The 12,220-nt window shown below is 74.1% G+C and carries 11 protein-coding genes; 6 read left to right on the top strand and 5 right to left on the bottom strand.

Annotation, left to right across the window (positions count from 1 at the left end; translation table 11 throughout):
• Positions 1-162: 162 nt before the first annotated feature.
• From GY42_RS09600 to GY42_RS09585, 4 genes are all read right to left on the bottom strand, one after another.
• Positions 163-702 carry a flavin reductase family protein gene (locus GY42_RS09600; RefSeq protein WP_046529165.1) on the bottom strand — a complete coding sequence of 180 codons (540 nt, stop codon included), beginning with the start codon at positions 700-702 and terminating at the stop codon, positions 163-165.
• Positions 699-1,310, bottom strand: coding sequence for an NADPH-dependent FMN reductase (locus GY42_RS09595; protein WP_082131450.1), 612 nt, complete (start codon positions 1,308-1,310; stop codon positions 699-701). Before GY42_RS09595 ends, GY42_RS09600 begins: the two co-directional genes overlap by 4 nt.
• A 187-nt stretch (positions 1,311-1,497) precedes the next feature.
• Positions 1,498-2,325 carry an alpha/beta hydrolase gene (locus tag GY42_RS09590; protein ID WP_175578559.1) on the bottom strand — a complete coding sequence of 276 codons (828 nt, stop codon included), beginning with the start codon at positions 2,323-2,325 and terminating at the stop codon, positions 1,498-1,500.
• A gap of 234 nt (positions 2,326-2,559) precedes the next feature.
• Positions 2,560-3,627, bottom strand: coding sequence for a LacI family DNA-binding transcriptional regulator (locus GY42_RS09585; RefSeq protein WP_046530779.1), 1,068 nt, complete (start codon positions 3,625-3,627; stop codon positions 2,560-2,562).
• Positions 3,628-3,899: 272 nt separating this feature from the next.
• Between GY42_RS09585 and GY42_RS09580 the strand changes: the two genes are divergently transcribed.
• The 6 genes from GY42_RS09580 to cobA all read left to right on the top strand — a co-directional run bounded on the left by GY42_RS09580 (position 3,900) and on the right by cobA (position 11,405).
• The gene (locus GY42_RS09580; protein ID WP_201775258.1) at positions 3,900-4,847 is read left to right on the top strand and encodes a carbohydrate ABC transporter permease; all 948 of its coding nucleotides are present in this window, start codon (positions 3,900-3,902) and stop codon (positions 4,845-4,847) included.
• The gene (locus GY42_RS09575) at positions 4,844-5,755 is read left to right on the top strand and encodes a carbohydrate ABC transporter permease (protein ID WP_082131448.1); all 912 of its coding nucleotides are present in this window, start codon (positions 4,844-4,846) and stop codon (positions 5,753-5,755) included. Before GY42_RS09580 ends, GY42_RS09575 begins: the two co-directional genes overlap by 4 nt.
• A 47-nt stretch (positions 5,756-5,802) precedes the next feature.
• On the top strand, positions 5,803-7,140 hold the full coding sequence (locus GY42_RS09570; RefSeq protein WP_046529164.1) for an ABC transporter substrate-binding protein: 1,338 nt from the start codon (positions 5,803-5,805) through the stop codon (positions 7,138-7,140).
• A gap of 121 nt (positions 7,141-7,261) precedes the next feature.
• Positions 7,262-9,844, top strand: coding sequence for a nitrite reductase large subunit NirB (gene nirB / locus GY42_RS09565; RefSeq protein WP_046529163.1), 2,583 nt, complete (start codon positions 7,262-7,264; stop codon positions 9,842-9,844).
• A complete protein-coding gene (gene nirD / locus GY42_RS09560) occupies positions 9,841-10,182 on the top strand; it encodes a nitrite reductase small subunit NirD (RefSeq protein WP_046529162.1) in 342 nt (113 codons plus the stop codon). The genes nirB and nirD overlap by 4 nt, the downstream gene beginning before the upstream one ends.
• Positions 10,179-11,405: a uroporphyrinogen-III C-methyltransferase gene (cobA, locus tag GY42_RS09555; protein WP_046529161.1), complete on the top strand. Its 1,227-nt coding sequence runs from the start codon at positions 10,179-10,181 to the stop codon at positions 11,403-11,405. The genes nirD and cobA overlap by 4 nt, the downstream gene beginning before the upstream one ends.
• Positions 11,406-11,476: 71 nt before the next feature.
• Here the strand turns inward: cobA and GY42_RS09550 are convergent, their stop codons facing one another.
• On the bottom strand, positions 11,477-12,205 hold the full coding sequence (locus tag GY42_RS09550; protein ID WP_046529160.1) for a helix-turn-helix transcriptional regulator: 729 nt from the start codon (positions 12,203-12,205) through the stop codon (positions 11,477-11,479).
• Positions 12,206-12,220: the final 15 nt, after the last annotated feature.

The raw sequence follows: 12,220 nt of genomic DNA, 5'->3' as shown, positions 1-12,220 counted from the left end.
CGGCGCTCGTGACGTGCGCGCCCGGGCGCCCGTGACGTGCGCGATCCGGTGCCCGTGACGTGCGCGAGAGGTCGATCCAGTCTCCTTCCGGCGGGACTGGATCGACCTCTCGCGGGGTGGGGTGGGGACTGGATCGACCTGTCGCCGGGGTGGGGGGTGGGGTCAGGTCGGGGGGACGAGCCGGTGGTAGGTGCGGTCGCGGTAGACGAGGGGCTGCGCGTCGGTCACGCCGTGCGCGAGCGCGCGCAGCGACACCAGGTAGCTGTCGCCGACGGGCGTGCGCTGGACCACCCGCGCCCGCACCCACGCGAGCGCGCCGTCGACCACGGCCTCGCCCGTGGGCAGCGCGGTCCAGCCGCCGTCGGCGAACCGGTCGACGCCCGACGTCGCGAACCGCGTCGACACGTCCTCCTGGCCCTCGGCGAGGAACGACACCGCGACCGTCGACGCACGTGACAGGGCGGGCCAGGACGACGACCCGGACGCGAGCGAGAACGCGAGCAGCGGGGGAGCGGCCGACACCGAGATGACGGACGTCGCGGTGAAGCCGACGTGCGCGTCGCCGTCGCGGAGCGTCACGACGGCGACGCCCGCGGCGTGCCGACGGAACACCTGCTTGTACTCGTCGGGCGTGAGCGCGGGCTCGTCGTGGTCGGCCAGCGCGCGCTCGAGGTGGCGCAGGTCCGGCGTGCTGGTGCTCATCGCACGACCTCCAGCGCGGGGGTGGCCTGGCGGGTGGCCTGCGAGGCGGTCGGCGAGGCCGGCGTCGGCGCCTCGGACGCACCGGGTGCGCCGAGCGCCCGGCGCAGCGGCCGCTCGGCCCGTTCCCACCAGCGTGCGACCGCGGGGCCCAGGTCCGCGAGGTCGGCGTCCAGGATGCTGAGCGTGCGTGTCGGGACGGTCGCGCCGAGCTCGACGAGCACGGGCCGCAGGTGCACCTCGCCGACGAGCGTGTGCGCGGGCGTGGCCGAGACGACGAGCGGCACGGCGACGACGCCGGCGAGCGCGTCGGGCCCGTAGAGGTCGAGGAACGACTTGAGCAGCCCCGTGAACGACGCCTTGTAGACGGGGGTCGCGACGACGAGCACGTCGGCACCGGCGACGGTCGCGAGCGCGGCGTCGACGTCGGCCGGGCGGGGCTGCGCGTGCAGCCCGGGCGCGTGCGCGGCGAGGTCGACGACGGCGGGGTCGGCGCCCGCGCCGAGGTGGCCGGCGAGCGTGCGGGCGAGGGCGGTCGCGGCGCCGAGCGTGCGCGAGCCGGGGCGGGGGTTGCCGACGAGCGCGACGACGGCGGGGTGGGGTCGGGTCATGAGGGGTCTCCGGGAGCAGGGGGCCCGCGTGCGGGCGTCGTCGGCGTGACGACGCGACGGCGCGGGGAGGAGCGGACGGGAGGGGGCGCCGCGTGCGGGCGCCGCTGCGTGAGCGGGCTGCGGGGCACGCGGCCGGGCGAGGTGGGCCGGGCACGTCGACATCGGCGCGCGGCGGCGCCGTGGGCGGTCACGCGACCGCCCGCGGGGCGCGTGCGCGGGCGGCGGCGGGCGCGCCGGTGCCGTGCAGCGGGTCGGGGGTCGCGTCGTCGCGCGCGGCGTCCCGGGCGACGTCGCGCACGAGCGTCGGCAGGTCGCCGCCGAGCCGGACGCGCTCGAGGAACTGCACGACGGCGCCGGCGACCGTGCGGTGCGCCGCGTCGTTGAGCACGTCGTGCCGGCCGTCGGTGACGAGCAGCACGTGGCGCGCGCCCAGCGTGCGGTAGGCGGCGACCGCGTGCTCGGCGGGGCTGATGCGGTCGTCCTCGCCGTGCAGCGCGAGCACGGGCACCGGCAGCGGTGCGTCGCGCGGGTCGGTGAGGTCGGCGGCGACGATCGCGGTGACGTCGGCGAACAGGCTCGTGCGCGTGGCCTGCGCGAGCACGCGCTGGTGGGCGGGGCACGCGGACCGTGCGTCGAGCTCGGCGTCCCACGTGAGCGAGCGGACGCCCGCGGCGGTCGGCAGGCCGGCGAGCACGACGCCGGCGACGTCGAGCACGCGCGCGAGGTGGGCGGCGGCGAGCGCGCCCGCGTCCGTGCCGACGAGGACGTGCGGGGCGGGGAGCGTCGTGAGCAGCGCGGCGACGGCCTGCGGTGCGGGGTCGGGCTCGCCGACGGCGACGACGCGATAGGCGTCGGCGGCGAGGCGGCGACCGAACCGCTCGTAGACCTCGGGGGTCTCGCCGCGGCCGACCAGCACGACGACGGTGCCGCGTGCGTCGGGGCCGCCGACCGGCTCGGTCCAGGTGCGCAGGGCGGAGGTGCGCAGCGTCGCTGCCCGGTGTGCGGCGGTCGTCACGGCGGGCTCCTGTCGGGGCGGTCGAGCGGGTTCCTCGCAGCGTAGGCATGTTCCAGATAAAAGGAGATGAATTTGGTCGGGTTTCTCGCGACGTGAGACGTCGCGCGCGTCCTGCCGACGGCGTCGGCCTCGGGGCCGCAGCGGGTCGAGGCGCCGACGGACCCCGGTGCGGACGTCCGGTCGACCGGGGCGCGGTCGACCGGGCCGTCTCCTGCCTCGCCCCCTGGGCGAAGCTCAGTCGCGCCCGTCCGTCGCGGGCGGGTGCGGCAGCCACGGCCCCACGACGTCGGTGCTCGCGCCCGTGGACTCCCGGGCCACGATGCGGAACGCGGCCTTGTGGAAGCGCCGGGGGCGCAGCGCGCGGTCGCCGTCCTCGATCCGCTCGACGAGCATCGCGACGGCCGTCTCGGCGATCTCCTCGCGGCCGGGGTCGACGGTGGACAGCGAGGGCGTGGTGAAGCGGCCGTCCGCGATCGCGTCGAACCCGATGACCGCGACGTCGTCAGGCACGCGGCGGCCGGCCTCCGCGAGGGCGCGCAGCACACCGATGGCGAGGCTGTCGTTGAGCGCGAGGACCGCGTCGAACTCGACGCCCGACGCGATGAGCTCGCGCGTGGCCTCGACGCCGTTGACGGGCAGCCACGGCGCGACGACGACCTCGAGGCGCGGGTCCTCCGGCACGCCCGCGACCGTGAGCGCCTCGCGGTAGCCGCGGACGCGCAGGTCGGAGGGGCGCATCTGCCCGGTGCGGCGGTCGGGGTGCGCCCCGACGACGGCGATGCGCCGCCGGCCGAGCGACAGCAGGTGCTCGACCGCGGCCCGCGCGCCCTCGACGTTGTGCATGGTGACGTGGTCGTTCGGCCCGCCGAAGATGCGCTCGCCGAGCAGGACGAGCGGGTAGGTCACGTCGTCGAGGAGACCGCGGTCCTCGGTGCCGAGGTGCTCGGGGCTGAAGAGCAGACCGTCGGTCTGCCGCAGGCCGTTGGCCAGGACGGCCGTCTCGTGCGCGCGGTCGGCGCCGGCCTGGCCGATGATCACGCTGAGGCCGCGACGCTCGGCGGCCGCGATCACGGCGTCGGCGAGCTCGGCGAAGTAGGGCTGGCGCAGCTGGGGGACGGCCAGCCCGATGACGCCCGTGCGCCCGGACCGGAGCCCGCGTGCGGAGAGGTTGGGCCGGTAGCCGAGCTCGTCGATGGCGCGCTGCACGCGCGCCCGGGTCTCGGGGCTCACGTGCGGGTGGTCGTTGACGACGTTGGAGACCGTCTTGTTGGAGACGCCCGCCAGCTGCGCGACGTCGTGCATCGTCACCCTCACGCCGGAGCCGCCGTCCGGTGTGCCGGGAGGTGCGCCCGGCGGAGCGCCCGACTTCTCGTCATGGGCATGAGGTTGACAGGTCCGTCGCGGGGAAGCAATAGTGGCCGAGCCATTACGACGTCGTAAACGGCCAGGTCAGCGGTGTTCAACGTCAGAGAAGACGCCACACCGCGCCTCTCGGGGCAGTGCTCTGGTGCTGCTCAGCCCGTCATCGACGACGCGCGACCCCGGGTGCCTCCCTCGAGGCAGGAGGAGAAGAAGTGGCTCAGCCCCCAGGACGCCTCGCGTCCCGAGCACCGGCCGCCGGCCGGTGGAAGGACCTGCTGTACTCGCAGCGCCTCGCCCCGTACTTCTTCATCGCGCCGTTCGTCATCACGCTGCTCGCGTTCTGGGCGGTGCCGCTCGTGCGCACGTTCGTCATGAGCACGCAGAACGTGATGTTCGGCGAGGCCGCGTTCGTCGGCACGGACAACTTCGAGCGGCTGTGGCGGGACCGGATCTTCTGGCAGGCGATGTACAACAGCGCCCGCTACATGGTCCTCACGCTCGTCATCCTCATCCCCGTCCCGCTGCTGCTCGCCGTCGTGATCAACTCGCGGCTCGGGTCGCCCCGCCTGAAGAACCTCTTCAAGGCGTCGATGTTCATCCCGGCCCTGACGTCCGTGGTCGTGGCCGGCATCATCTTCCGGCTCATGTTCGCCGAGACGAGCACGGGCCTGGTCAACCAGGTGATCGCGTGGTTCGGGGCGGACCCCGTGCGGTGGCTGCGCACCGACGTCGGTGGTCTCGTCGCGCTGCTGGCGCTGGCGACCTGGCGCTACACCGGCGTCAACATCCTGTACTTCCTGTCCGGCCTGCAGTCGATCCCCGACGAGTACTACGAGGCGGCGTCGATCGACGGTGCCGGCAAGCTCCGGCAGTTCGTGTCCATCACCCTGCCGAACATCAAGCCGACCATGGTCTACGTCACGACCATCAGCATCTACGGCGGCCTGGCGATGTTCCTCGAGAGCTTCATGCTCTACGCCGGCAACAGCTCCCCGAACAACCAGGGCCTGACGGTCGTCGGCTACCTGTACCGCCGCGGCATCGAGGAGAACGACCTCGGCTACGCGTCCGCCGTGGGGGTGGTCCTGCTCGTCGTGATCATGGCGATCAACCTCACCTACCTCACCCTCACCGGCACGTTCAAGAAGGAGTCCCGATGAGCGCGCCGACCACCACGACCGTGCCGACCCCTTCGGGGGAGCGCGTCACGAGCGACCCCGGCCGTCGCCGGTACCCGCTGCCGCGCGCGATGTTCGTGACGATCCAGAGCGTCTTCCTCGCCGTCATCGGGCTCATCGTCCTGGTGCCCCTCGCGGTGATCTTCGTCGGCACGTTCCAGGACGGCGGCGAGATCATGCGCAGCGGCCTGCGGCTCGACGTCGACGTCTCGTCGCTCCGGCTCGACAACTACGTCATGCTCCTCACCGACTCCGGCCTGTACTTCCGGTGGTTCGCCAACTCGGTGGGACTCACGCTCGTCCAGGTGGCCGGCACGCTGCTCGTCAGCTCGTTCGTCGCCTACGGCTTCGCGATGTACGACTTCAAGGGCAAGACCGCCGCGTTCGTCGCGGTGCTGCTCCTGATGACCGTGCCGTTCGAGATCATGATGCTGCCGCTGTACGTCATGGTGAACGATCTCGGGCTCGCGGACTCGTACGCCGTCATCGTCCTCCCGTTCCTCGCGGCGTCCGTGACGATCTTCTTCTTCCGGCAGTACTTCACGGGGATCCCCAAGGAGCTGCTCGAGGCGGGCCGCGTCGACGGCGTCACCGAGTTCGGCATCTTCTTCAAGGTCGTCCTGCCCATCTCCCGGCCGGCGCTGGCCGCCATGGGGATCCTCAACGGCATGGTCACGTGGAACAACTTCCTGTGGCCCCTGCTGGTGCTGCGCTCCGCGGAGAAGTTCACGCTGCCCATCGGTCTGAACACCCTGCTCACGCCGTACGGGAACAACTACGACCTGCTGATCATCGGGTCCTTCTTCTCCCTCCTGCCCGTCCTCGTGCTCTTCCTCTGCTTCCAGCGATTCTTCGTCGCCGGGATGACGGCGGGGGCGCTCAAGGGCTGATCGCCCACCCCGCCACCCGCACCACACAACGAAACGGAGTCACCACCATGGCAGGACCACGCAGGTACCCGGCGCTCGTCGCGGCCGGCCTGGCAGGCGCGCTCATGCTCTCGGCCTGCAGCGGCGGCTCGGACGAGCCCGCGGCGGCCCCGGCCGACGGCGAGGCCACCGCGCTCAGCATGTGGGTGTTCGCCGAGCTCCACGCGGACTACTACGAGCAGATGGCCGAGGAGTGGAACGAGCAGAACCCCGACCGTCCCGTCGACCTCGACGTGACCGTCTACCCGTACCAGGACATGCACAACAAGCTGCAGCTCGCGGTCAACTCGGGCTCCGGACTGCCGGACGTCGTCGACATCGAGGTCAACAAGTTCGGCAACTTCGTGTCCGCGGACGGCCGCACCCCGCTCATGGACCTGTCCGAGGCCGCCAAGCCCTACCAAGACGACATCGTCCAGGCGCGCCTCGACCTCTACACCCGCGCGGACAAGATCCTCGGCTTCCCCATGCACGTCGGGGCGTTCGTGACGTTCTACAACGCCGCCCTCCTCGAGGAGGCCGGGATCGACTACACGACCATCGAGACCTGGGACGACTTCTCGGAGGCCGGCGCGACGTACCACCAGACGACCGGCAAGGCGTTCGGCGTCGCCAGCACGACCGTCAACTTCGTCGAGCCGCTCATCGTCGCTCAGCTCGGGGGCAACTTCTTCGACGAGGACGGCGACGTCGACGTCGCCAACCCCGACGTCGTCAAGGCGTTCGAGATGCAGAAGGCCATGCTCGACGCGGGCGCCATCTCCACCATCCCCGGCGGCAGCCCCGACGACGAGCAGGCGTTCGGCGTCATCAACAGCGGCGACTACGCCGCCGTCGTGTACCCCGCCTGGTACACGTCACGCTTCGTCGACTACATGCCCGACCTCGCCGGTGACGTCGCGATCGCCCCGGCGCCCGTCGTCGAGGGCAGCGAGGTCGCCACGATCGGTGGCGGCGGCACCGGGACGGCCGTCATCGAGTCGTCGCCGAAGAAGGACTTCGCGGCGGAGTGGCTCGCGTTCGCCAAGCTGTCGCCCGAGGCGAACGTCGCCGTGTGGGAGGTCCTCGGCTTCGACCCCGTCAACATGTCGGTGTGGGAGGACGAGGCGGTCACCAAGGACCCGGAGAACAAGTTCAACAAGTACTTCCGCACGAACCTGTTCGACGTGCTCAACGAGGTCAAGGACGGCATCGGCCACTTCGACGGCTTCGCCAACCCGAACCTGCCGACGCTGAACAACCTCTTCACGACCACCACCCTGACCGAGGTCTACGAGAACGGCGTCGCGCCGCAGCAGGCCCTCGACCAGGCGCAGAAGGACCTGCAGAACCAGCTCGGCCAGTAGTCGCGGGTGCCCGGGCGTCGGTACCCCCGGCGCCCGGGCCCGCCGTCCACCCGCGCCCCCGGCCCGTCCCGTGGGCCGTTCGGCCCACTTACCCACGGCGGGACCGTTGAAAACTCGGGGCATGACAGCAGACCTGGCGGCAGCCCCCGGCCGCGTGGTCGTCGTCGGTGCGGGCATGGTCGCGCACCGGTTCGCGGAGCAGCTCTGCCGCCGCGACGGCGACTGGACCCTCACGGTGATCGGCGACGAGCCGCACGCCCCCTACGACCGCGTGCACCTGTCCGAGGTGTTCGCCGGTCGGACCCCCGAGGACCTCGTGCTCGACACGAGCGTGTGGGACGACCCGCGCGCGACGCTCGTCACGGGCGACCGCGTCGTCACGCTCGACCGCGCCGCGCAGACCGTCACCACCGCGTCGGGCCGCGTCGAGGCGTACGACCAGCTCGTGCTGGCCACGGGCTCGTGGGCGTGGGTGCCGCGCGCCGAGGGCACCGACCTGCCCGGCGTGCTGCGCTACCGCACGCTCGCCGACCTGGTCGACCTGCGCACGTGGGTCGAGGGCCGGGCCGCCGCGCTCGGGCGCCCGCTGCGGGGCGTCGTCGTCGGCGGCGGCGTGCTGGGCCTGGAGGCCGCGGCCGCGCTCGGCACGCTCGGCGTCGCGCCGACCGTCGTCGAGTTCGCCGACCGGCTCATGGCCGTCCAGCTCGACGCGGGCGGCGGCGAGGCGCTGCGCGTCCTGGTCACCGAGCTCGGCATGGAGATCCGCACGTCGACCGCCGCGAGCCGCGTGCTCGCGGGCGACGAGGGCACGGTCGCGGGCCTCGAGCTGTCCGACGGCGAGGTGCTGCCGGCCGACGTCGTCGTCTACTCCACGGGCATCCGCCCGCGCGACCGCCTCGCGCGCGAAGGCGGTCTGCCCGTCGCCGAGCGCGGCGGCGTCGTGGTCGGCCCCACGTGCCGCACCGAGGACCCGGCGGTCTGGGCGATCGGCGAGGTCGCGAGCCACGACGGCGAGTGCGCGGGGCTGGTGGCCCCCGGCAACGCGATGGCCGACGTCGTCGTGGACCGGCTCTTCGGCGGCGACGCTGTCTACTCCAAGGCCGCCGACGGCACCAAGCTCAAGGGCGTCGGGGTCGACGCCGCGGCGTTCGGCGACGTGCTCGGCCTGACGCCCGGCGCGCTCGAGGTGACGTTCGCCGACCCGGTCGCGCGCACCTACCGCAAGCTCGTGGTGTCCGACGACGCGCGCGTGCTGCTCGGCGGCGTGTTCGTCGGCGACATCGAGCTGTACGCGCAGCTGCGCCCGCTGCTGGGCCGGCCGCTGGGCGCCGACCCGTCGGCGTTCCTCGCACCCGCGGGCGGCGCCGCGCCCGTGCAGACCGACCTGCCCGACGACGTCGTGCTGTGCTCGTGCTCCAACGTGTCGGTCGGCACCGTGCGCGCCGCCGTCACCGAGCACGGCTGCCGCAGCGTCGGCGAGGTCAAGACCTGCACGCGCGCCGGCACGGTCTGCGGGTCGTGCGTGCCGCTGCTCACGAAGGTCGTCAACGGCACGCTCGAGAAGGCCGGGTTCACGGTCTCGAACGCGATGTGCGAGCACTTCGGCATGCCGCGCGCCGAGCTGTACGCGCTCGTGCGGGCCGAGGGGCTGCGGACGTTCTCCGAGATCGTCGCGCGGCACGGGCAGGGCCGCGGCTGCGCGGTCTGCAAGCCGGTCGTCGCGTCGATCCTGTCCTCGCTGGGCATCGGGCACGTGCTGCAGCCCGACCAGGTCACGCTGCAGGACACCAACGACCGCCTGCTGGGCAACATGCAGAAGGACGGCACCTACTCGGTGGTCCCGCGCATGCCCGGCGGCGAGGTCACGCCCGAGAAGCTGCTCGCGTTCGCGCAGATCGCGCACGACTTCGGGCTGTTCACGCGCGTCACGGGCGCGCAGCGCCTCGGCATGTTCGGTGCGCGGCAGGACCAGCTCCCGGAGATCTGGCGGCGCCTGGTCGACGCGGGGTTCGAGTCCGGGCAGGCGTACGGCAAGTCGCTGCGCGCCGTGAAGACGTGCGTCGGGTCGACGTGGTGCCGGTTCGGCGTGCAGGACTCCTCGACCATGGCCGTGCGCCTCGAGCTGCGGTACCGCGGCCTGCGCGCGCCGCACAAGTTCAAGGTCGGCGTCTCGGGCTGCGCGCGCGAGTGCGCCGAGGCCCGCGGCAAGGACGTCGGCGTGATCGCGACCGAGAAGGGCTGGAACGTGTACGTCGGCGGCAACGGCGGCTTCACGCCCCGGCACGCCGACCTGCTCGCGGAGGACCTCGACGACGACCGCCTGATCCAGGTGATCGACCGGTTCCTCGCGCTGTACGTGCGCAGCGCCGACCGCCTGCAGCGCACCGCGCCGTGGGTCGCGTCCTACCCGGGCGGCATCGACGCGCTGCGGCGCGTCCTGGTCGACGACGCCGACGGCATCGGCGCCGATCTCGAGGCCGAGGTCGCGCGGCACGTCGGCGCGTACGTCGACGAGTGGCGCGCGACCCTCGAGGACCCCGAGATGCTGCGGCGCTTCACGCCGTACGTCAACGCGCCCGACGCGACCGACACCGACCTGTCGTACGTGCCCGTGCGCGGGCAGGCACGCCCGGCCCGACCCGACGAGCAGGGCTACCCCGACCTGCTGTCCGCGCGTGCCGCCGGCACGGAGGAGGAGCGATGAGCACCGTTCCCGAGGGCGTCCGCGTGTGCGCGGTCGACGACCTGCTGCCCGAGTGCGGCACCGGCGCCCTCGTGGGCGAGGACCGGGTCGCGCTGTTCCGGCTCGCGTCCGACGAGGTGCTGGCCGTCCAGCAGCGCGACCCCTACTCGGGGGCCAACGTGCTGAGCCGCGGCATCGTCGGCGACGTCGCCGGTGCCCCGACCATCACGTCGCCCCTGCTCAAGCAGGTGTGGGACCTGCGCACGGGCGCGTGCCTCGACCCGGTCGGCAAGGACCCCGTCGACCTGCGGGTCTACCGCGTGGTCGTCGACGGCGAGGACGTCCGGGTCCTGCCGTGACCCTGCTCGCGGGGCTCGACCTGACGGGCCGCACGGTGCTCGTCGCGGGGGCCGGGCCCGTCGGCGTGCGACGCGCCCGCGCGGCCGTCGCCGAGGGCGCGCACGTGCGGCTCGTGGCCCCCGACGTGGGCGCGGGCGTCGACGACCTCGGCGACGCCGTCGAGGTGCACCGCCGCGCGGTGCGCGCCGCGGACCTCGACGACGTGTGGTTCGTGCACGCGTGCACGGGCGTGGCCGACGTCGACGCCGCGCTCGCGGCGTGGGCGCACGAGCGGCGGGTGTTCTGCGTGGTCGCGTCCGACGCGGCGCGCGGCACGGCCCGCACGGTGGCCACGGCGCGCGTCTCCGGCCTGCACGTGGGGGTCCTCACCGACGGTCCGCCCGACCCCGGGCGCGCGGTCGCGGTGCGCGACCGCCTCGTCGCGCACGTCGCCGCGGGCGGCGTCGTCGTGGGGGAGGTGCGCCCCGGCAGCGGCGGCGACGACGTGCTGCGCGCCGGCGAGGTCGCGCTGGTCGGCGGCGGGCCCGGCGACCCCGCGCTCATGACGGTCCGCGCGCGGGCGCTGCTCGCGCAGGCCGACGTGGTCGTCACCGACCGGCTCGGCCCGACGTCGGTGCTCGACGAGCTCGCCGACGACGTCACGGTCGTGCACGTCGGCAAGGCCCCCGGGCGGCACACCGTGCCGCAGGAGCAGATCGACGCGCTGCTGGTCGAGCACGCGCTCGCCGGGCACCGCGTGGTGCGGCTCAAGGGCGGCGACCCGTTCCTGTTCGGACGCGGCGGCGAGGAGGTCGCCGCGTGCCGCGCCGCGGGCGTCCCCGTGCGCGTCGTGCCCGGCGTGACGTCCGCGGTCGCCGCCGCCGAGGCCGCCGGCATCCCCGTGACGCACCGCGGCACGAGCGCGCGCCTGCACGTCGTCAACGGTCACGGCGCGCTCACCGACGTCGACCTCGCCGCGCTGCGCGCGCCCGACGTCACGGTCGTCATCCTCATGGGCCTGGCCGGCCTGTCCAGGCTCACGGCGCAGGCCCTCGCGGCGGGCGTCGACCCCGCGCAGCCCGCCGCCGTCGTGTCCCGCGCGACCCTGCCCGGGCAGCGCGTCGTGCGGGCACCGCTCGCCGCCCTCGCGCAGCGGGCCGCCGACGAGGGGCTCGGGTCGCCGAGCGTCGTGGTGGTGGGGGACGTGACGGCCGAGGGGCTGCTGGAGCGTCGGCCCGCCTGACCCCGGTCGCGGGACCCGCTCGCCGTGCCGATCCCGCGGCGGCTCGACGTGCCCGGAAGGAGGGCTCGTCCTCACCCGGGCGACGAGCCGCCGCGCCCCGGCGACGGCGCCCGCCCGTGCACGGGCCGCGCGTGCGGCGGCGGTGCCCCGACCTCGGCGACGGTGTGCCCGCTGCACGCGGCGGTCGTGACGGTCGCGCGGTGCACGCGGTCCAGACGGAACCAGCGCATCGCGTCGCGCAGGCGGCACCAGCCGATGAGGTACCACCAGCCGTTCGCGGCCGCGAACAGCACGGGCTCGACGTCGCGCGTGGACACCGTGCCGTCGGCCGCGGCGTAGCCGATGCGCACGACGCGCTGGTCGGCCATCGCCTGCTCGACCGCCGAGCGGACCGCACGGCTCGGGGCCGGCGGCGCGTCGACCCACACGCGCTCGGCGAGCTGCATCGCGCGGTCCCGCGTGCGCGGGTCGAGCACGTCGAGCACCTTCTGCACGGCCGCCCCGGCCAGGTCCGCGTAGGGCGCGTCGGGGGCCGCCGACACCGCCGCGAGCAGCGCGACGGCCTGCGCGGGGCTGAGGTTGACGGGTGGCAGCGACGCGCGAGCGGCCAGCCCGTAGCCGCCGCCGGGACCGGGGCGCGACCACACGGGCGCGCCGCTGCGCTCGAGCGCGGCGACGTCGCGCTTGACGGTGCGCACCGAGACCCCGAACTCGTCGGCCAGGCGCTCGGCGGTGCAGCCGCGCGCGCCGCTGCGCCGCAGCATCTCGGACAGCGCGTGCAGACGCTCGGCTCGCTTCACCCGGCCACGGTACAG

The organism is Cellulomonas sp. FA1 (assembly GCF_000986825.1).
GTDB classification, from domain to species: domain Bacteria; phylum Actinomycetota; class Actinomycetes; order Actinomycetales; family Cellulomonadaceae; genus Cellulomonas; species Cellulomonas iranensis.
Note: the sequence above shows the minus strand (reverse complement) of the source record. Positions and strands in the feature narration are given on the sequence as shown.

Bases quoted from the DNA above. Each gene is read 5' to 3' on its own strand.
- GY42_RS09600 (WP_046529165.1), bottom strand. From the start codon at position 702: ATGAGCACCAGCACGCCGGACCTGCGCCACCTCGAGCGCGCGCTGGCC.
- GY42_RS09595 (WP_082131450.1), bottom strand. From the start codon at position 1,310: ATGACCCGACCCCACCCCGCCGTCGTCGCGCTCGTCGGCAACCCCCGC.
- GY42_RS09585 (WP_046530779.1), bottom strand. From the start codon at position 3,627: ATGCACGACGTCGCGCAGCTGGCGGGCGTCTCCAACAAGACGGTCTCC.
- GY42_RS09575 (WP_082131448.1), top strand. From the start codon at position 4,844: ATGAGCGCGCCGACCACCACGACCGTGCCGACCCCTTCGGGGGAGCGC.
- GY42_RS09570 (WP_046529164.1), top strand. From the start codon at position 5,803: ATGGCAGGACCACGCAGGTACCCGGCGCTCGTCGCGGCCGGCCTGGCA.
- nirB (WP_046529163.1), top strand. From the start codon at position 7,262: ATGACAGCAGACCTGGCGGCAGCCCCCGGCCGCGTGGTCGTCGTCGGT.
- nirD (WP_046529162.1), top strand. From the start codon at position 9,841: ATGAGCACCGTTCCCGAGGGCGTCCGCGTGTGCGCGGTCGACGACCTG.